Origin of the sequence: Collinsella sp. TF07-1 (assembly GCF_003437235.1) — a bacterium.
Lineage (GTDB): Bacteria > Actinomycetota > Coriobacteriia > Coriobacteriales > Coriobacteriaceae > Collinsella.
In genome coordinates, this window is sequence record NZ_QSRV01000017.1 from 22,866 (window position 1) to 42,240 (window position 19,375).

Consider the following 19,375-nt stretch of genomic DNA (forward strand, 5'->3'; position numbering starts at 1 on the left):
GGGGGGGAGCCAGTCCCCCGGCTCGCCCGCTTTCAATCATTTAAATCGCCGTATCTACTCTGCAGACGAAGATCCACCATCAACGATTGCTTGCTCGGACTCATGAATCCCATCGGCACCCGTGCTCTGTTCTTGCTCCACCTCTTCGCTGATTGCGGAGGCGGGGGTCGAGCCCTTCGCGCCCACGATATAGGCGGCTCCAAACCCCAACGCAATGGCAATCAAGGTCAAAATCACGTAGACAGGCCAATGGCGCTTAATATACGAAAACACGTTGACTCCTTAGAGCTCCGTCTACGAACGGCGGATAACCTCGGTCACGACCTCGGATACCGTGGCAATGTTCGTCGGGTTGACATTGTGGGGCAGGTCGTCCTCGGTACGAGCGCAAGCCAGACGCGTGCCGTCCACGCCGGCGATGGTGAGGGCTCGGCGGCTCGCCTCGAGCGCGGCGTAGGCATCGGTCTTGGCATAGGGCATCTCGAGCGCGCCACAATCGACATGGAACGACTTGCACACCTTGCTGACCAGGTTCATGATGCGGCGATCACCCTTGAGCAGCTGCTGTTCGCCCTCAACCGTCACCACCGAAAGCCTACCGGCGCCGACGGATTCAAGATTGATGAAGAAGACGCCGCGGAGCTTATCGCGATGCGAAGCCAAGAAGGCCTTCATACCGGAGCCATCACAATCCGAGGCGCCCGTTGCCACAAACCAGATATCGTGACCGAGCAGCTCATCGTCGCCCATAGAGGCGACAGCCGAGAGCATATCTTCGGAAGAAGCGCCGTCGGAAGACGTAGCGCCGCCCTTCCAGCCATCGTTATCGTCCTCGAAATTATCCCACGAACCGATGCCGCGACCGGACTTCTTGGCATCGTAATCGTCTTCGACGCCCAGCCAGTCACTCATGCTGTCCTGTTCGTTTTTCTTTTTACGACCGAACAGGCCGCCCAGGCCGCGCTTGCGAGACTTAGGTGCCGCAGGGGCGGGAGCCGAAATGGTCTCGATCGGCTGTGCGCCCGACGCAACGGGCATAGGAGGCGCAACGGGTGCCGATGTGGGTTCGGGACCCTGAGCGGTAGCAAAGGGGTCGTTGACCTGTGCGGAGGGATCGGGAAGGTCGAACAGCGACGTGCGAGACGCAACGTTTGTCTGCTTCATCGACGGCAGCGACGGATCGGGAACCGAAGCCAGCGGAGACGAGGAGGGTGCAGGCGACGGTGCCGACGCCGGATCGGGAACATTCATCTGCGGACGCGGCGATGCTTGGGAGGAAATCTGGGCCATAAGGGAATCGACCGTTTCGTCCTGAGTGGGAGCGACATCGGCAACCGTGGCACCGGAACCACTCGGGATCGGCATGGTGAAAATCTGCGTGGAGTAAGGCCTCGACCCATCTGTCTCGGGAGCCTCGGAAACCGCAGGCACTTCCTCCTGCTCGACCTCGGTCGAATCACCTTGATCGGCTGCCGCGTATTGCTCTTCGTCACAGTTGACCTCGACGGGCTCGTGCCCGGCGACATCTTGGATTTCGGCAGCATCAATAGGCTCGTCATCGTCTGCCGCGTCGCCCTGCTCATCGGAAACAGGAAGGGGCTCGGCAATCGCGGTGCCTTGCTTTTCAAACGTTATCGTGGAATCGAACTGCGCGGCATCAAACGACATGGTGCTATCGACGTGCTGCTGAGCCTCAAAGGACGTTGTAGCTTCGGCGGCGTCGACAGGCACGGACTGCATAGCCTCGTTCTGCTCGAACTCTTGCGCCGCGCGCTCACGTGCCGCCTCGGCTGCCTGCTGCTGAGCGATAGCCTCCTGCTCGGCAGCCTCGCGTGCGGCAGCGCGCTTCCCCTCGAAATCGTCGACAAATTTCCTGCCCTTTGCAAGCGCACCCTTAAAGAAGTTGGAAGCGCTGGCGCCAATCGAAGAGAACGCGGATGCAATATCGGCATGGGGCGTTGCCGCGGGAATCTCGGCCGAGAAATCAGTATCGCTCTCGTAAGACACGCGCCTCGGCTGTTCAGCGTAATCGTCGTCAGGCTCGTCCGTAACGTCTTGCGCCGGCGCGGCGGGAGCCAAAATGTCCAGTCCTGCCGCGGGATCGATCGCGGACACCGCCTCGGGCTCGGCAACGGCAGCGGCAACCGCGGCAGACTCATCATCCACGGCGACAACGGGCGCAGATGCAGTCACGACGGGGGCAGGCTCGGGCTCAAACGTCGGCTCCTCGCCTTCCTCGTAATCGAGCGTGCAGGACTCGGGAAGCATTCCGAGCGCACGGATGGCATCCGAACCAAAGCGGATGTTGCCGGCGGCATTGCGATAGAGCCTGGGCTCGGGCTCGGCCGCGACAGGCTCCTCCGCCGGCTCGGCAGTGGGAACCTCGTCATTGAACTCTTCGACCTGGACAGCCTGATTCTGATCCTCGGGAACAATGGCGCCAATCAGCGTCTCGTCGGCAGATGCACCCTCAAAGCCCTCGATCTGCTCGTCGAAATCCTCACCCTGTTCGGGCTCGGCCTGAGCGTCGGGAGCAATCGGCTGACCGAACTCATCCTCGGCGTAGGTAGGCTCTTCATACTCGATGGTGTTGCCGTAGTCGTTTTGCTGTTGGGCCGCGGCATACTCCGCTGCTGCGCGCGCCATCTCCTCGGCACGACGCTTCTGCTCCCCAAAATAGGTATCGAACGGAACATCGTCGGGAAACTCGTTTTCGCCCTGGAAGGGAGCAACGTTGTCCATAACGCCGAGCATAGCGGCGACAGAAGACTTGTTACACACCGCGCCGGACGTATAGGGAAGAATGTAGCGGTTAGAAATGATGTTTGCCGCGTTGGCGAGCGCAACGAGGGAAGCGAGGATCGCGACAATCCACAGCAGAACCTTGAGCGCGCCGGGGAGCGGCAGGATACGCAAGATGGCAACGGCAGCAGGGGCAACCGTGGCAACGGGCAACAGCTTGGCGATGAGCGCACGATACGAAGCATAGGGCTCGCGGGCGAGCAGCTCGGCACGGGGAGAGTCGTAGTGTGCGACAACGACCACCGGGCGGTTGCGCGGAGACGCGAGCGGGCCCGAGGCCTTGTGGTAGGCGATGACATTTTGGCTCACGCCCGTCTTGCCCAGGCGTGAAACCACGGGGTGGCCCGCGCGCTCGAGCACGTAAAGAACGGCGCCGACAATGGCCAGCAAGGTGCCGACCAAGCCGATGCCGCCGCCGATGCCCATCAGCAGGGCGCCGGCAAACGCAAGAATACCGGTAACGGCAAATGCCAACCTGCTGGGCGCCGGGGCATTGAACTCCTGAACCTCGGGATCAAAGCCGTGGTTGCGGAAGATCTGAGCGATATCCTCGGCAGCCAAGCGCTCTTCTTCGCTGCATGCCGGCGTGATGCCGGTGTTCTGCAGCAGGTGGTTAATATAGTTCTGGGTGTTCGCCATGTGCGCTCCACATCCATAATCCGACAAATAGGCCCAATGCATGCACATTAGAACCGTATATAGTCGAAAGTATACCCCGAGCGAGCGCAAACGACCGAATTCGGGCCATCTTAACGCCCCGAGCGGACAAGGATATAGCCTAATCTCCATATCGGACTAAAATCATGGCAGCAAACCACCTTCTCATGCGAGGACTCTATGACGGCAAGCAACGCGACCGCGACAATTAAAAAGGGGAATTCGGAGCCCAGTTTCGATAAAACGGCCCAGCGCATCCTCAATCTTTTCTTTGTGCTCAACAGTTCCCCCGAACCGCTGACGACCGAGCAGATCGTCTTGGATTCTGACCTGGGATATGGCTCGGGCAACATCGACTCGGATAAGCGCAAGTTTCGGCGCGATCGTGACAAACTGCTCGAGCGTGGCATCTTAATCAAGGAGGTTCGCCCCGCCGGCGCGCAGGAGACCGAGGAAAGCTCATGGACAATCGACCGCGAGCACACGTTTGCGGCAGGCGGCCTCATCACCGCAGACGACGCCGATATCCTGCTCAACGCTATCGACCAGACAATAGCGGCCGGCTCATCCACTTTTGCCGCGCCGCTTGCCGATATTCGTTCCAAGATTGCCTACCTCACCGGCAGGACGACGGCGGACGAAGCACCGATCCGCCGCTCTCCCACCGTCGATGCGGTATGGAGCGCCTTTGCCGAGCGATGCGCGCTGCGATTTTTATATCAGAACGGACGCGGTGAGCAGAAAGAGCGTACCGTCTGCGTCTACGGCATGTTCGAGCGCGAGGGCGTTGCGTACTTCTGCGGCCTCGACAATGCCACCGACGACATCAGGACATTCCGCTGCGACCGTATCGTTCGCGCTTGGCGCCCCTCAAAGGCCTACGCTATCCCTGCGGACTTCAACCTCAGCGACTACCTGTTCTTTGAATTCGATTTTGCCGACCGCCCGCCCGTTGCGGCTACGTTCTCGTTCGCCCCGCAGACGCAGATCGATATGATCAACGGCCTCACGCGCGGGCGAGGTGAGCTCGCACACACCGATTCGGGATGGACTTGGACCGTTGACGTGCGCGATCTTGAAGCCGCCGCCTCATTTTGCATGGCCCACGCCATGGACGGCATGAGGCCCATGGCCCCCAAATCGCTCAAGCAGGCGTGGAACCACCTCATTGAAAGGACGGTGCACGAGCATGCCCGTGCGTAAACTCACCAGCGAGCAGAGGCTCTCGCGCGCCATCGACATCATGGAGGCCCTCTACGCCGCCGGCGAGAGCGGCATGACACGAACCGAGATTTGCAGTCGCTTTGACATCACGGGGGCGTCGCTCGACGAGATTCTCGAGATCGTCTCGACGCTCGCGGACCGAGAATCGGGTGCGCGTATCATCTGCGAATGCCACGGCGAGCGCGTGGTCCTCACCGGTGACGCTGGGCGTGTGCTACCGCTGCGTCTGAGTGCCGCCGAGGGCGCTGTGCTCAACCACGAACTTGAATCGTTGGGGATCGAGCCCCAGGCGGCGGCTCGAATTCGACACGCTCTTCTACCCGAAGAGCTCGGCTATAACCAGCGCGTCTCTGACACCGTCAGCCACGGGTCGCACTGGCAGCAGCTGAGCTGCGCCATTCAGGACGGCGTTCGCTGCCGCATCTCGTATCGCTCGATGGACGATGCACGGCCACGCGAGCGTCTGGTCGACCCCTTGCGCATTACGGCAAACGGCGACCAAACATACCTGATTGCCTGGGACATCGCGGTCGATGAGCAGCGCACCTATCGCATGGATAAAATCGAGGGACTCGCCTTGACGGAAGACTCCGTCGTGTCTCACGTACCGGACGTTGCATCCCTCCACGATTCCCTTGCCCGGACGCAGCGTAGCGCAAAGCTCTTGATGCCATTCGATATGGCGGAGCATCTGAACTGGGCCGGCATCACCCTAATCGAGCGCAGCGGGACAGACATGGCAACGGCAACCGTACATTACGGCTCCGAGCGTTGGCTGCTGAGCCAGATAATCGCAGCGGGCGGAGCCATCCGCATCTTGGATGACCCCGCTCTGTCAAAGCGTCTGTGCGATATGGCAAAAACCCTCGTCTGTCCGCTTTAGCGCCGCCGCTCGTGGCGTGCACGCCACAGCTGTAGATAGTGCCCGATCTGCGCCGATTCGATGCGCTGGTAGGAGCTCGTGGGCAGCGACGTTAAGAACTTCTTGCCATAGCCCTTCGTCACCAGGCGAGGATCCGCCAAGATCAGCACACCGCTATCGGTCGACGAGCGAATCAAACGCCCCGCGGCCTGCTTAACCTCGAGCACCGCCTCGGGCAGCGAATAGCGCGCCCATGCGCGGTCTTCGCGCAGGTTGCGCTCGCACGAGAGCGGGTCCGTGGGGCTTGAGAACGGCAACTTGGGAATGATGACGCAGCGCAGCGTCTCGCCGCTGGCATCAAACCCCTCCCAGAAGGCCTTGAGCGCAAAAAGCGACGAGGTCGGTTCGTTGATAAACCGGTCGCGCAGGCGACGAGGAGATGAGTTGCGCTGCTGGCAGTTGAGCTCCAGACCCGCACGGGCCATCTTGGGCTCAACGCGGGCGTATAGGTCCTCCATGTCGCGCCGATTGGTGAACAACGTGAGCACCGATCCGCCCATGGCAAGATGGGCGTCGACCAGTACGCGCTCGAGCGCCGTAAGATAGCTCTCACGATCGCGCGGATCGGGGATATTGCCCGCAACGACTACAGCCATGTTCGAATCGAAGTCGTAGCTCGAATCCAAGTGCAGCGATGACGACGTTGAAGCACCGATGCGATCAAGGCCGACCGCATGGTTAAAGTGCTCAAAGCTTTTGGACACCGTCATGGTCGCCGAGGCAAAGATAGCCGTGTGAACCTCGGGTAGCCACTCGGTTGCCAAAGCCTCGCCAATGTCGATGCGCTCTGCGGTCATCGACTCTCCGCCGGCACGAAGTCTGCGATTGACCTGCAGCGAATACACGTAGTGCTCATCGGTGCCATCAATGATGAGTTTGAGGTTCTCGGCCAGCTCGTGCAGGCGGCGCGAGATATCACCCAGGTCGACAACAACCTCGGGCTTGTCGGCGGCGACGGCTTGCACCAGCGCGTCGACGCTCTTGTCAGCTTGTTCCAATGCGTCGATGCCAGTGTAGGCCGACTGTAAGAAATCATGCCAGTCGTCTGATTCGCGCAGCTCGGGGCCAATCCATAGATTGGCATTGTCATAACCCCCACGCGCACGGCGGCCGAGCTCGCGAACGCCATCGAACACGTCGGCGATTGCCATGCTCGCGCGGGCAACCGTCGACGTCGCCTTGGCAGTAAGGCCCAGATAGAGCGTAGAGCCCTCGGAGGTTGCCAAATCACGGGAAACCTGGCTTAGTGCGCCGGTGCTCGAGCCACCCAGGCGCTCGAACAGGACGCGTGATTCGTCCGCCGACACCACGCGCGCCCACTGACGGCGCGCCTCGCGCTCGATGGAATGGGCCTCGTCGATTACCCAATGACGAATCGGAGGCAAAATCCTGCCCTCGGCCGCGACGTTGCGGAACAGCAGGGAATGGTTGGTGACCACCACATCGGCATGCGCCGCACGACGGCGAGCACCGTGGACCAAACATTTATCAGGGAAAAACGGGCAGAGGCGACGAGCACACTCGCGCGAGGCCGTCGTAAAGTCGGGACGGTTGACGCTGCGCCACCGAATGCCGAGCGAGTCGAGGTCGCCATCGGCTGATTGGCAGACGTACGCCATAATGACCGCGACCGCCGTGAGCGTGTCCGCCGGATCGCGCTTGGTGGTAATCTCGACCTGGCCGCGGCTCATGCGCTCAAGCTTGCGCAGGCACGGATAGTGGTCATACCCCTTGAGCGCGCAAAATGACAGACCACCGTCCAGTTGCTCGGCAAGTTTTGGCAGCTCATGGTACATGAGCTGGTCGGCAAGATTGTTCGATTTGGTCGCAATACCAACCGTGATGTTGTTACGGCGTGCTGCCTCGGCAAAAGGCACCAGATAGGCCATCGATTTGCCGACGCCTGTGCCTGCCTCAATTACTCGATGAGTGCCCGTGACCAGCGCATCGCGGACCTCGAGCGCCATCGCGATCTGCTCATCACGCGGCTCGTAGGTGGGATACATGCGATTGACTAGGCCACCTGGCGCATAGTCTGCCTCAATCTCCTCACGACTCGGCATCTTGAGAACCGGCAGTTCATCGGCGTCCACCCGATCGTCGGCGCGATCGGCCTTGAGAACGTCAGCACGAGCGGCGCTGAGAGAGAAGATAGAACCAGGGTTCTGCCCTGCCAAGAATGAGAAGATAGGACGATAGGACCAAGGCACGTCCGGATGCATGTCGGCTAGGCGCGCCATGAGGCCCTGGGGCAAGTCGGTGAGCGCCACGAGCAACACGCGCCATACGCCACACAGGGCGTCGACGTCGGCATTGGCACGGTGTGATACCGAGTCGCAGCCAAACAGATCGGCCATAAAAGACAGCTTGTGCGAGGCCAGGCGCGGAAGCGCGATGCGCGACAGCGCCAACGAATCGATCCAAATATCGCTCACGTTGACGCCGCCTTTGACAGACTCGATAAACGAGCGGTCGAACGTGGCGTTATGTGCGATCACCGGGCAACCACCGACAAAATCGGCGAGAGCGGCGACGGCCTCAACGGCCGACGGGGCATCTGCCACATCGGCATTTGTAATGCTCGTGAGCTCGGTAATCTCGGCGGGAATCAGCTGCTTGGGATGCACGAAGGTATCGAAGCGGTCGACGATCTCGCGGCCCGAAAGACGGGCCGCCGAGATCTCGATCAGCTCATTGTCCTGCACCGAAAGACCCGTGGTCTCGGTATCGAGGACAATCACATCTTCCTCGATAAGACCGAAGGACTGCGTTTTGGCGCGGTCGGCAAGCGTGGCATAGGAGTCGATGACAAACTGCGGCGTTCCTGACGAAACCGCGTCCTCGATTAGCATGCAATGCCCGCTCGACGAAGGCCCATACGGATCAGGCTGTCACAGACCTGCGGGAACGTCATGTCGTCGGTGTGGCGGATCTCATCCGGATACAGCGACGTATCGGTCATGCCGGGAATGGTATTGGTCTCGAGGATAACGGGGCCGTCCTCGCTCACAATAAAGTCGCTGCGCGAGATACCCAGGCAACCGAGGGCCTTGTGAGCGGCACAGGCAAGTTCCTGAGCGCGAGCGTAATTCTCGGGTGAAATCTGCGCCGGAATGCGATGGATATCCGTAGGGTCGACATACTTCACGTCCAGATCGTAGAACTCGCAGTCCTCGGGCTTACGAATCTCGACAATCGGCAGGGCGCGCACGTCATCTTCGCCGTATACGCCGACGGTGATCTCGGTACCCTCGATGCACTTCTCGACCAGCACTTTGTCGCCGTACTCAAACGCCTTGGCGATTGCCGCGGGCAGCTCGGAGGGCTCATGGACCAGGGAAATGCCATAGCTGGAACCGTTGACGGCCGGCTTCACAAAGCAGCGCTCGCCACAAACCTCGACGATATGATCGATATCGACTTCATCGCCCACCTCGAGCGCAAGGCCGGGGGCAATGGGAATGCCCGCCTTGGCGTATAGGAGCTTAGAGACCTCCTTGTCGGCACCGCAGGCGCTGGCAAGTACGCCCGAGGCCGTGTAGGGGATACCCAGGGTCTCCATGGCACCCTGCATGGCGCCATCCTCACCGCCGGCGCCGTGCATGGCGATAAATGCCACATCGAATCCGCCGGTCGCCATGGTTACCATAAAGTCATCAGCGGCCGTGTCAAGCAGCTCCACCGAGGTGTAGCCGGCTTCCTTCAGTGCCACCACAACGTTCTTTCCCGAATCGAGCGAGATCTCGCGCTCGGCGGAATGACCGCCCGCCAAGACCGCTACGTGCATGTTCTCTAGGCTTTTACCCGGCATGGGCAGACTCCTCCTCTATAATTTCTGCAGCTGATACCATATTGTAGCGATACCCTCTACGTTTCCCCAAAATCGAAAGGCTTCCATGAATCCCAGGACTAAATCTCAGGACATTCGCGACTTGAGCCAAAACGATATTCGCGAGCTCGTGGCCGAACTTGGCCAGCCCGCCTTCCGCGCGAAGCAGCTCATCGAATGGGTCTTTGAGAAGAACGTTTGTTCGTTTGACGATATGACCAATCTTCCCAAGGCTTTCCGTGAGCAGCTTAAAGAGGCTTTTGCCTTTGATACGCCGACTGAACTCACCAAGCAGGTTTCCAAAGATGGCTCGCGCAAGTATCTGCTCGAGTACCACGATGGCATTTCCGTCGAGACTGTCGGCATGCCCCGTCGCAACAAGCTTTCCGTCTGCGTTTCCACCCAGGCAGGCTGCGGCATGGGCTGCGCCTTTTGCGCTACCGGTCTCAACGGCCTCAAGCGCTCTCTGACCGCTCAAGAGATCGTCGACCAGGTGCTTCATGTATCCAACGACTTTGGCGAGCGTGCCACAAGCGTCGTCTTCATGGGCCAGGGCGAGCCGTTTGCCAACTACGACGAGGTTCTCAAGGCACTGCGTATCCTCAACGACCCCGATGGCATCGGTATCGGCGCTCGTCACCTCACCGTCTCTACCAGCGGCGTTATTCCCGGTATTCGCAAATTTGCCGATATCCCCGAGCAGTTCACGCTTGCCGTTTCCCTGCATTCCGCCATCCAGTCGACGCGCAATAAGCTCATGCCCGGTGTCAAGAAGTACACGCTGCTTCGCCTTCACGAAGCGCTTCAGCTCTACACCGAGAAGACTGGCCGCCGCCCGACCTATGAGTATGCCATGATCGAAGGCGTCAACGATACGAATCCCGAGATGCAGGCACTCTGCGACTTCTGCGAGGGAACGCTGTGCCACGTTAACCTGATTCAACTTAACGACATCGAGGGCAGCCCGCTCAAGCCGTCGCCGATTCATAAGGTTGAGGATCTTCAGCGTCGTCTTGAGTCCCGTGGCATCGAGACCACGATTCGTAACTCCCGTGGTAACGATATTGACGCCGCTTGCGGACAGCTGAAACAGCGCTTCAAAGTTCAGAAGAACGCATAGGGGAGTCGCACTCCAAAACGTTTCATGTGAAACATCGAACGGCCCCGGTTGCAGGATATGCAACCGGGGCCGTTTCATTTATTGACCTCAATTTTGGACCAGCTGCTACCTTTCCCATTTTTTACGGACAAAATAAGGGGCCCATGTCTCATGAATCAGACAAGGGCCCCTCAAAATATGCAAAGTAATTGTTAGGTACCTAATAGCCTACATTTTCCCATTGGTTGCTAACCCAACCTTGATTAATCTTAGGATTTTTCGTTACCTGAGCAGTGCGCATGGCAACATCTTCTGTCATAACATCCATTTTCTTCTTGGATGTATCAACGATATCTTGCGCTCCACGAAGCAAACGACCTCGAAGTTCATCGTCTGTCGCGATCTTATAGCCAGCAAAGGCACCAGCCGCGACAGTCGTCACCAATGCAATCGCAGTAATAATCTTATTCCTCATCTTGGCCTCCTTGATCAAACTGAATCATTTCACCAAGAATACGAGAGAGCTCTTCCTCGTCTTTAAACTCAATCTCAATCTTATTCTTTCCACGCGAGCTCTTCACACGCACGTTGGTATTAAATACCTGACGAAGTACACGCACAGCCTTTTTAAAAGACTGCGGCGTTGCGGGCCGCGGCGTCTTAGGTGTCTCTCCGGCAGAAAACAATGGAGCAAGATTTTCTGTCGCTCTTACGGAAAGGCCCTCCGCAACAACCTTCTCTGCAAGTCGAATTCGAGCATCCTCATAGGGAACTGCAAGAATCGCACGTGCGTGACCAGCAGTTAGTTTACCCTCAAAAATCATCTGCTGAACTACTTCGGGGAGATCGAGAAGGCGCAGCGAGTTTGTAATTGCAGAGCGTGACTTGCTTACGGCCTTCGACAATGCCTCCTGGGTCATACCGCTAGCATCGATGAGCTGGCGATAGCCCTTAGCCTCTTCGACGGGATTCAAATCAGAACGCTGAAGGTTTTCGATAAGAGCAAGAGCCAGCATCTCTTCATCATTAACATCTTTAATGATGACAGGCAGTTCCTCAAGACCAGCAAGCTTTGACGCCTGGTAACGACGCTCACCAGCGATGATCTCATAGCCGTTTCCATGCTTGCGAACCAAGAGCGGCTGCAGAACGCCATGTTCTTGGATTGACTCGCTCAACTCGCGAAGTTCAGTTTCATTAAAGTGAATTCGCGGTTGATTAGGGTTGGGAACGATATCCTCAATAGGTAGTTTTGTTTCAGATGCGGCATTTGAAGCAGATGCAGCAGAACCACCGGTCTCATACTCAGCCTCTGAGACCAAAGCATTGAGTCCGCGTCCTAATCCGCCACGTTTCTTTGCACTAGGCACGCTTGATCACCTCTTTTGCAAGGTTCATATACGCTTTTGCACCCTTATTTTGAGGTGCATAGGTAATTACCGGTTCTCCAAAAGACGGAGCTTCAGAGATTTTAACCGTACGGGGAATCAGCGTCTTAAACGCCTTATCACCAAAGTACGATTGAACTTCCTCAACAACCTGATTCGACAAAGAAGTACGTGAGTCATACATGGTCATAAGCACGCCATAGGTGTCTAAGCCCTTATTCAGACGTGATTTGACCATCTTCATTGACTCAAGCAGCTTCGTAACGCCCTCGAGTGCGTAATACTCACACTGGATTGGAATCAAAACGCTATCTGCTGCGGTCAAGGCATTGATAGTAAGCAGGCCGAGCGAAGGAGGACAGTCAATGAAAATAAAATCGAACTCGTCCTGAATCGGCTCAAGCAAATCTTTGAGGCGGGTTTCACGAGCAATTGCGCTTACGAGCTCAATTTCGGCACCTGCAAGCTGAATCGTAGCTGGAATTACGAATACCTTTTTGCAATTTGTATCAAGAACAAGCGATTCTGCCGGCACATCATTCAACAATGCATCATAGATGCAGTGATCAAGGTCTTCTTTTTCAATTCCAAACCCACTGGTACTGTTTCCCTGCGGATCAAAATCGACAATCAGTGTCTTACGACCCTGCTCACCCAGTGCTGCTGCAAGGTTTACAGCCGTCGTTGACTTACCGACGCCGCCTTTTTGATTGATGATTGCAATGATACGCGTGTCTTTTGCGTTCTTAGAACGCTTAACGTCGCGAAATCCCACGGTCCCTCCTGGTGTGTATTAAAGCTGTCAAACGGAGGATGTTTCACGTGAAACATTCCGATTCGATATCAACCGCCATGTTTCACGTGAAACACTGCAAGTTGTTAGTATCCATTATGTTTCACGTGAAACATCTAGGCAAGCGGATTCTTCTTTGCCATGCCATTTGCACGAGGCAATGAAACGGATGCTGGATGACTCTTCTGAAATACAATAAACTCCCTGTGGCCCAAGCCCTCAGGCAAATCGATTGCGTCATTCAGAAGCAAAGTGAAGCCACAAATCTTAGCTGCTGACATGCCGGAAGCAAGCTCCTCAAACGAAGGATTACCCTTGGTGATAACAAATAGCCCTCCGTCTTTAATGAACGGAGCCGCATACTCAACAAGAATCGGTAGAGGAGCCAGTGCACGGGCGGTTACGACAGAAAACTGCTTCTTATGGCTTCGAGCATATTCTTCAAGGCGATCATGAACCGCATGAGCATGTTTCAATCCAAGAGCATCAACAAAAGAATTGACAGCATCAACCTTCTTCCCAACAGAGTCAATATAAGTAGCTTTACGATGCGTGGTTATGGTTAAAGGAATACCAGGGAAGCCGGCACCTGTTCCCATATCGAGCAAAGCTCCCTCAGGAGCCTTATTGATATAGGGAAGCAAAACAAGCGAGTCGAGGATATGAAGTACTGCAGCATCTTCTACGTTAAGAATACGGGTAAGATTGGTTGTCTTATTTTTTTCCAGAACCAAATCCAAATGCTGAATACAGTTCCTCAGCTCAACATCAGTTACGCTCAAGGAATACTTTTTGCAATAAGAAGTTAGACGACTCAACATCTTGTCAGCCTGCTGATCAGTAAGTACTAACAACGAAAGCTCCTTTCTGACAAAAATCAGTGTATCGAGAACTTTTGACAAAAAAAGGGGACGTGGAAACCACGTCCCCTTAGCATAAGCTCGAGTGGATTAACGAGCAACAATTACCACATGGCGATCAGGGTCAGAACCCTCGGAATGTGTATCGACTGCATCATTACCACGAAGCGCAATGTGAACCAGTCGGCGCTCATAGGCATTCATGGGCGGCAGGGAAACGCTCTTATGAGTACGGATTGCACGCTCGGCAGCAGACTGAGCCATAGCGGCAACCTTGTCCTGACGACGGCTCTTGTAACCCTCAACATCGACGACAACCGGATACCTAAAGCCGAGCTTACGGCTAACCAGCAGAGAGAACATAACCTGAAGGGCATCAAGCGTACGTCCATGGCGACCAATGAGAACAGCAAGATCAGGAGCCGTTACATCCAGAATCAACTCGCCCTCATCGCCTTCATATTCATCGATAGGAGAGTTGGCGGCATCGAAGTGCGAAAGGATGGAACGCAGAATAGAAATCGCAACATCGGCAATGGTGTCGAGTTCCTCATCAGTCAGCTCTTCACCAGCCTTGTAGCGCTGTGCAATCTCGGGATAATCGCCCGCGACCTGCGGGGCAACCTCCTCAAGCATATCCTCGATGATCTCTTCAGACATAACGTACTCCAAAAGTTAGGTACCTAAATAAGATTGATATCCCACTACTTCTTCTTGTGCGGGCGCGGCTTCTTCTCGCGACGAGTGACCTCAACCTGCAGCGGCGCGTTCTTAAGGCGCTCCTCCTCATCGGCCTTCGCCTTGTCGATGACCTTCTGCGTCACAAAAATCTGCTGGATAACCTGCCAAGCAGACGAGACGTCGTAGTACAGCAGAACACCAACGGGAAAGCTCCAGCCCATCCAAAGCATCATGACCGTCATGACAACGGCCATCATACGCATGCTCTGAGCCTGCTGGCCGGTCTGGTTGCGCGACATATAGAGCTGCGGAATCAGGGTCAGGACAGCGAACAGGATCAGGCAGACCAGCGCAGGCAGCGCGACCATAAAGCCATCGGCAAAGGAGGCACTCGGCGTGGTGGTCAGGTCGGGCAGAATATTAAAGAACGAGAACGTGCCGTCGTTAAAGTAGTCCGGCAGGTTACGCAGCAGCGTAAATAGGGCGAACAGGACAGGCATCTGAATCAACAGCGGCAGACAACCAGCCATCGGGTTGAACTTGTTCTCGCTGTAGAACTTCTGCATTTCCTCGGCCTGACGCTGGGGATCGTCGGCATAGCGCTCCTGGATCTCGAGCATCTTGGGCTGCAGCACCTGCATGCGTGCCGTCGACTTAGTCGACTTGAGCATAAGCGGCGTCAGCAGCAGACGGATGATGACCACCAGGATGATAATGGACAGGCCCCAGTCGACCGCAAAGGTCTGGATGAGCTTGAGCAGCTCGAAAAGGATGTTAACGATCCAATCCCACATGTAAGTTTTCCTCCGATAGCGAGTGCCCGCTAGGGCACAGGGTCATAACCGCCGACGTGCAGGGGATTGCAGCGAGCGATGCGCCTCACGGCAAGCCAGCAGCCTCTCAAAACACCGTACTTCTCAATCGCCTGGACGGCGTATTGCGAGCACGTTGGGTAATAAATGCAGGCGTCAGGCAATAAGGGCGAAATAACCTGTTGATATATGCGAATAGGAGCGATGGCAACACGTCGCAAAACGTGATTGCTCATCGCTCCTCCCCGGCAACGCCGGCGCGTTTCATAAGCGAACGCAATGCATTGTCCATCTCCTGCGGCGAGGAAACCCTCGTCTTGGGAGTTGCGAACAAGATGATGTCATAACCCGCAACGGGAAATCCACAGCTGCGGGCGGCCTCGCGCAGCACACGCTTAGAACGGTTGCGCACGACAGCACAACCGAGCCGTTTAGCACCAACGAAGGCGACCCTTCCGGAGTCGCCTTCGCCAACCGATTCACATATGGTCATTCGAATCAGAGGGTGATTGAAACGACGCCCCTGACTGAACACATGCTCGAAATCTTGCCGAGACTTAATAGTCTTCATGCGAGATGTGTGTATCGCTGCTAGACAGTGAGACGCTTGCGGCCCTTGGCGCGACGACGGGCGAGCACGGCACGACCACCCTTGGTGGCCATACGGGCACGGAAGCCATGGGTCTTGGCACGCTTACGCTTATTAGGCTGATACGTACGCTTCATCTTAAGTTCCTCCTGCTGCATTTCGAGTGTCCGCGGGGGCGCGGACGCAGATATAGACACGTGAGCTTGAAGATTGTAGGGAAATCAATGTTCAAATGTCAAGAAATCAAAGGTAAAAGGTTGCGCAGTTCACACGGTTCCCCCATAAGCCGAGCTCGATTTAGCGGTACATGGCAACTTTTCACGATATTTCATCGAGTTTTCAACAGGTCATGTTGGCAATGTTGAGAACTTTTCGTCCGTTTTCCAAAGTTTTCAACAGGTTTTGAAAAGTTGTCGAAAGATGAGAAACATTGCACGGTGAGCTACTATTTGTTCGAAACCTTTTGAAAGATTGCGAGCGGCATGTCTGACGACTTTTACACCATGGTCGATTCCGGAGACCCGGCACCCGACAACGAGCACATCACCGGCGTGCGCGAAGAGCGTAAGGAAGGCGAGCAGACGACCACGCAGGCGCCAAAAGCCATGTACGCCGCGCGCATCGCCGTCTATGACGACATGCTGTCGACACCGCGTGTGATCGTCATTGATCCGCAAGATGTCCGCACGTATTTGGAAGAGACGACCAACACCGTCTACCAGTGTATGAAAGAGCAAGGTGGCCACATCTCGCTCATGGTCATCCGCGAGATTGTCGAAAACTTTATCCACGCACACTTTGCCGAGCCCATCATCTCGATTCTGGACGGCGGAGACACCATCCGCTTTGCTGATCAAGGACCCGGCATCGACGACAAGGAGCGCGCTTTCGACTTTGGCGTTACCAGCGCAAACAGCAAGATGAAGCGCTATATCCGTGGAACAGGAGCAGGGTTTCCCATGGTGCAGGAGTATTTGGAAAACGCCGGCGGGGCCGTGTCCATCGAGGACAATATGGGCAACGGCACCGTGGTTACGGTAAGCCTGGACCCTAAACGCGTGCAGGAAATCGAACGCGCCGGCGGGCGCGGTGCTGCCGTGCGGCCCGAGACGGAGCAGCCCGCATATCCCCTGCCGGGAGCTTTTGCGCAGCAGCCCATGGCAACGCAACAGATGCAGCCCCGCGTGGGACAGATGCAGCAGCCCGGAATGCTTCCTACACAAGAGCCCCAGGCGGCGTCGATGTCGATGCCGCCAAACGTGCCACAGGCCATGCCGCTGGCGGATCAGGATACAGCAGCAATGCAGCAGGCGACGGGGGCACCGGGTAGCCAGCAAATGGGCTATCAGCCGTACCAACAGGGATATCCATATCAGCAGATGCAGCCACTGGGGTATGGCCAGCAGTTCCCGCAGCAGTACCAGCAGGGATATCAGCAGCCGTACCAGCAGATGCCGCAGCAGCAGTACAACCCCTGGGCCCAGCAGATGCCTCCGCAGCCTTACCAACAGTGGCCTCAAAGTTTTCAACACCAAATGCCGCCGATGCAGAGTTCTCAACAACCAGCAGCTCAAATGATGTATCCTAATGCAGCAAATCAGTATGCGCAGCCACAACCGGACGTGTTCGTAAGCGATCGCGGCAACGCCGCGCTGGGCTATCTGGCGCAAAATCAAGCGTGCGGTGCTACCGATCTGGCGAGGGTGTTTGGAAACTCGGCCCCCACTTGGTCACGCACGCTCAATGACTTGGCGCAGGCCGGCTTGGTCATCAAGCATGGCCAGAAATACCATCTGACCGAACTCGGCGCCGCTCGCGTGCGAGCTCAGAGCTAAAGAACGGGAGAGATAGTGGACGAGGAAGCAAGCATCATCCTGGGGGATGCCATCGCCTTTTGCCAGCGCGACGGCCAAGATGCACGCCTCATCAACATGCTGGGGCAATCGCGCGCCATAAGCCTAACCGAAGATACGCTCACGATCGAGGCCCCCTCGCGCTTTGCCATCGCGCAGCTCAAAAAGCATCAGCCGACCATTGAGGCCTATCTGGAAGAAATCGCCTTTGCACCGATTGCGCTCGACATCGTGGCACCGCAAGGCGCCGCGACGGAATCCGCTGCCGCGACGGCGCCCGCCACGGCCCTCGCTGCTTCCCCGGCGGCGCCGGCCTCCGCAGGCGACGTGCCGACAATCGGGCACCAGCACAGCGATGTTTCCCGTGAAACCATGGCACCGTTGCCGACCGCGGCGGCGACGTCAACGAACGCACCCGTCACGCACATGCCCATCGCTCACGACGCAACGACGGGCGCGGATTCGGGCATTGCAATCAAGAACACACTCTCGGCCGATGATTTTCGTCGCATGATGAACCAGATGAAGGGCGGAGCGCCGGCTAAATCCACGCAAGCTGCGGCCCCCGCTTCACCCGTGCCAGCACCGACCGTGCCGGCCGAGCAGAATACGGATGGAGCCCCGCTCGCCGCGAACTCAAAATTTACCTTTGAGAACTTTGTCTACGGCCCCGAGAACAGCCATGCCTATCGCTCGGCACTCAAGTTTGCCGCCCTCGCGGACGAGCGCGGCACGTGCACATCGTTGTTCATCTACGGCAAATCGGGCCTGGGCAAGACGCACCTGCTGCTTGCCATCAAAAACGAGCTCGCCGAGAAGTCGCCCGAGATCAAGGTCAAGTATGCCAACTCCCAGGCATATCTGGACGACCTGATGACCGAGTTCGACCGCCAAAAGAAGAGCAACGCCCCCATCATGCAGGCATACCACGGCGTGGACGTGCTCATCATCGACGACATTCAAAACATCATCGGCAAGCGCGCGAGCGTGGACTACTTTTTCCAGCTCATGGACGAGTTTATCCGCAACAACAAAAAAGTCGTCATCGCAGCCGACCGCGCTCCCAAAGACCTGAGCATGGACGAGCGTCTGACCAGCCGCTTCAACGCCGGCATGCTCTGCCTGGTCGCAGAGCCCAGCTACGAGATGAAATACAAGATCTTGCAGCGCTATTACGAGAACACCATCGTCGCCGCTCCCGAGGCAGGCGACGACTCGCTGCTGGCGGCCTATGGGGGCGACAGCGGGCACCTGACCGACGAGCACTTTAAACACATGGCAGAGGTCTCGGGCACCAACATCCGCGAACTCGAGAGCTTTTGCGAGCGCTGCGCCGGCGAGGCGGGCGACCGCGAGCGCGAGGGCGGGGAGCTCACCTTTGACGATATCGACGCCATCGCCAGCCAGTACTTCGACACATCGGCCAAAAAGATCAACGTCCAAACGGTTCAGTCCGTCATCGAAGAGCAATACGGCGTGACGCACGAGGAGCTCATCGGCCCGCGTCGCAACGCCAATATCGCCAAGGCACGCCATATCGCTATCTACCTGGCCATCGAAATGTGCGAGATGACGACCACGGCGGTAGGCGCCGAATTTGGCAACCGCAACCACTCGACCGTCAGCACAAGCTACAAAAAGGTCCAGAAGATGATCCAGGAAGACCGCACCGTCACCGAAGACCTCAAGTCGCTGCGCGATAAAATTACACTGCGCTCGTAGGGAAATAGAGACACCTGTTGAAAACTTGTCGAAACCACGGGCATAAGGTGTCTAAAACCCAACCCGCGGTGATGAAAAGTTTTGCGCAGGTTTTGAACGTGGAAAACCACCCCCGTTGCACACAGGTTGCTGTCGATTCTCTTT

General features: G+C 57.0%; 18 protein-coding genes. 5 read left to right on the forward strand and 13 right to left on the reverse strand.

The window, feature by feature from the left end:
- Positions 1 to 54: 54 nt before the first annotated feature.
- Together DXC67_RS07375 and DXC67_RS07380 are read right to left on the reverse strand one after the other, a co-directional pair.
- Positions 55 to 273, reverse strand: coding sequence for a hypothetical protein (locus tag DXC67_RS07375; protein ID WP_117584015.1), 219 nt, complete (start codon positions 271 to 273; stop codon positions 55 to 57).
- 21 nt (positions 274 to 294) lie between these two features.
- Positions 295 to 3,441, reverse strand: coding sequence for a hypothetical protein (locus DXC67_RS07380; RefSeq protein WP_117637913.1), 3,147 nt, complete (start codon positions 3,439 to 3,441; stop codon positions 295 to 297).
- A gap of 198 nt (positions 3,442 to 3,639) precedes the next feature.
- On the opposite strand from DXC67_RS07380, the gene DXC67_RS07385 reads away from it, so the two are divergent.
- On the forward strand, positions 3,640 to 4,662 hold the full coding sequence (locus DXC67_RS07385) for a YafY family protein (protein ID WP_117637914.1): 1,023 nt from the start codon (positions 3,640 to 3,642) through the stop codon (positions 4,660 to 4,662).
- Positions 4,649 to 5,566, forward strand: coding sequence for a YafY family protein (locus tag DXC67_RS07390; protein WP_117637915.1), 918 nt, complete (start codon positions 4,649 to 4,651; stop codon positions 5,564 to 5,566). The genes DXC67_RS07385 and DXC67_RS07390 overlap by 14 nt, the downstream gene beginning before the upstream one ends.
- On the opposite strand, the gene DXC67_RS07395 is transcribed toward DXC67_RS07390, so the two are convergent.
- Positions 5,563 to 8,457, reverse strand: a complete 2,895-nt coding sequence (locus DXC67_RS07395) for a helicase C-terminal domain-containing protein (protein WP_117637916.1) — start codon at positions 8,455 to 8,457, stop codon at positions 5,563 to 5,565. The genes DXC67_RS07390 and DXC67_RS07395 overlap by 4 nt on opposite strands.
- Entirely contained in the window at positions 8,451 to 9,416 is a 966-nt protein-coding gene (locus DXC67_RS07400; protein WP_117637917.1) for a D-alanine--D-alanine ligase, read from the reverse strand. Before DXC67_RS07400 ends, DXC67_RS07395 begins: the two co-directional genes overlap by 7 nt.
- 85 nt (positions 9,417 to 9,501) lie before the next feature.
- Here DXC67_RS07400 and rlmN point away from each other — a divergent pair, with 85 nt between their 5' ends.
- Complete coding sequence (gene rlmN, locus DXC67_RS07405; protein ID WP_055251319.1) at positions 9,502 to 10,554, forward strand: 23S rRNA (adenine(2503)-C(2))-methyltransferase RlmN; 1,053 nt, start codon at positions 9,502 to 9,504, stop codon at positions 10,552 to 10,554.
- Between the two features lie 199 nt (positions 10,555 to 10,753).
- Here rlmN and DXC67_RS07410 read toward each other — a convergent pair whose 3' ends face one another.
- From DXC67_RS07410 to rpmH, 9 genes are all read right to left on the reverse strand, one after another.
- On the reverse strand, positions 10,754 to 11,008 hold the full coding sequence (locus DXC67_RS07410) for a hypothetical protein (RefSeq protein ID WP_117637918.1): 255 nt from the start codon (positions 11,006 to 11,008) through the stop codon (positions 10,754 to 10,756).
- Entirely contained in the window at positions 10,998 to 11,903 is a 906-nt protein-coding gene (locus DXC67_RS07415) for a ParB/RepB/Spo0J family partition protein (RefSeq protein ID WP_199410675.1), read from the reverse strand. The genes DXC67_RS07410 and DXC67_RS07415 overlap by 11 nt, the downstream gene beginning before the upstream one ends.
- On the reverse strand, positions 11,896 to 12,696 hold the full coding sequence (locus DXC67_RS07420; protein ID WP_055251322.1) for a ParA family protein: 801 nt from the start codon (positions 12,694 to 12,696) through the stop codon (positions 11,896 to 11,898). The genes DXC67_RS07415 and DXC67_RS07420 overlap by 8 nt, the downstream gene beginning before the upstream one ends.
- 134 nt (positions 12,697 to 12,830) lie before the next feature.
- Positions 12,831 to 13,568, reverse strand: a complete 738-nt coding sequence (gene rsmG, locus DXC67_RS07425; RefSeq protein ID WP_233503200.1) for a 16S rRNA (guanine(527)-N(7))-methyltransferase RsmG — start codon at positions 13,566 to 13,568, stop codon at positions 12,831 to 12,833.
- 96 nt (positions 13,569 to 13,664) lie between these two features.
- Positions 13,665 to 14,234: a R3H domain-containing nucleic acid-binding protein gene (locus DXC67_RS07430; RefSeq protein WP_117637920.1), complete on the reverse strand. Its 570-nt coding sequence runs from the start codon at positions 14,232 to 14,234 to the stop codon at positions 13,665 to 13,667.
- A gap of 44 nt (positions 14,235 to 14,278) precedes the next feature.
- The gene (locus DXC67_RS07435; RefSeq protein ID WP_117637921.1) at positions 14,279 to 15,049 is read right to left on the reverse strand and encodes a YidC/Oxa1 family membrane protein insertase; all 771 of its coding nucleotides are present in this window, start codon (positions 15,047 to 15,049) and stop codon (positions 14,279 to 14,281) included.
- Positions 15,050 to 15,078: 29 nt separating this feature from the next.
- Complete coding sequence (gene yidD, locus DXC67_RS07440) at positions 15,079 to 15,303, reverse strand: membrane protein insertion efficiency factor YidD (protein ID WP_022093804.1); 225 nt, start codon at positions 15,301 to 15,303, stop codon at positions 15,079 to 15,081.
- Positions 15,300 to 15,638 carry a ribonuclease P protein component gene (gene rnpA, locus DXC67_RS07445; RefSeq protein ID WP_117637922.1) on the reverse strand — a complete coding sequence of 113 codons (339 nt, stop codon included), beginning with the start codon at positions 15,636 to 15,638 and terminating at the stop codon, positions 15,300 to 15,302. Before rnpA ends, yidD begins: the two co-directional genes overlap by 4 nt.
- A 20-nt stretch (positions 15,639 to 15,658) precedes the next feature.
- Entirely contained in the window at positions 15,659 to 15,793 is a 135-nt protein-coding gene (gene rpmH / locus DXC67_RS07450) for a 50S ribosomal protein L34 (protein WP_019127408.1), read from the reverse strand.
- Between the two features lie 345 nt (positions 15,794 to 16,138).
- Here rpmH and DXC67_RS07455 point away from each other — a divergent pair, with 345 nt between their 5' ends.
- Together DXC67_RS07455 and DXC67_RS07460 are read left to right on the forward strand one after the other, a co-directional pair.
- Entirely contained in the window at positions 16,139 to 17,491 is a 1,353-nt protein-coding gene (locus DXC67_RS07455; RefSeq protein ID WP_117637923.1) for an ATP-binding protein, read from the forward strand.
- A gap of 15 nt (positions 17,492 to 17,506) precedes the next feature.
- On the forward strand, positions 17,507 to 19,231 hold the full coding sequence (locus tag DXC67_RS07460; protein ID WP_117637924.1) for a DnaA ATPase domain-containing protein: 1,725 nt from the start codon (positions 17,507 to 17,509) through the stop codon (positions 19,229 to 19,231).
- Positions 19,232 to 19,375: the final 144 nt, after the last annotated feature.

Excerpts from the sequence above, each read along its gene's own strand:
- DXC67_RS07380 (WP_117637913.1), bottom strand. The coding sequence starts at position 3,441 with ATGGCGAACACCCAGAACTATATTAACCACCTGCTGCAGAACACCGGC.
- DXC67_RS07385 (WP_117637914.1), top strand. The coding sequence starts at position 3,640 with ATGACGGCAAGCAACGCGACCGCGACAATTAAAAAGGGGAATTCGGAG.
- DXC67_RS07390 (WP_117637915.1), top strand. The coding sequence starts at position 4,649 with ATGCCCGTGCGTAAACTCACCAGCGAGCAGAGGCTCTCGCGCGCCATC.
- DXC67_RS07395 (WP_117637916.1), bottom strand. The coding sequence starts at position 8,457 with ATGCTAATCGAGGACGCGGTTTCGTCAGGAACGCCGCAGTTTGTCATC.
- DXC67_RS07400 (WP_117637917.1), bottom strand. The coding sequence starts at position 9,416 with ATGCCGGGTAAAAGCCTAGAGAACATGCACGTAGCGGTCTTGGCGGGC.
- rlmN (WP_055251319.1), top strand. The coding sequence starts at position 9,502 with ATGAATCCCAGGACTAAATCTCAGGACATTCGCGACTTGAGCCAAAAC.
- DXC67_RS07410 (WP_117637918.1), bottom strand. The coding sequence starts at position 11,008 with ATGAGGAATAAGATTATTACTGCGATTGCATTGGTGACGACTGTCGCG.
- DXC67_RS07430 (WP_117637920.1), bottom strand. The coding sequence starts at position 14,234 with ATGTCTGAAGAGATCATCGAGGATATGCTTGAGGAGGTTGCCCCGCAG.
- DXC67_RS07435 (WP_117637921.1), bottom strand. The coding sequence starts at position 15,049 with ATGTGGGATTGGATCGTTAACATCCTTTTCGAGCTGCTCAAGCTCATC.
- yidD (WP_022093804.1), bottom strand. The coding sequence starts at position 15,303 with ATGAGCAATCACGTTTTGCGACGTGTTGCCATCGCTCCTATTCGCATA.
- rnpA (WP_117637922.1), bottom strand. The coding sequence starts at position 15,638 with ATGAAGACTATTAAGTCTCGGCAAGATTTCGAGCATGTGTTCAGTCAG.
- rpmH (WP_019127408.1), bottom strand. The coding sequence starts at position 15,793 with ATGAAGCGTACGTATCAGCCTAATAAGCGTAAGCGTGCCAAGACCCAT.
- DXC67_RS07455 (WP_117637923.1), top strand. The coding sequence starts at position 16,139 with ATGTCTGACGACTTTTACACCATGGTCGATTCCGGAGACCCGGCACCC.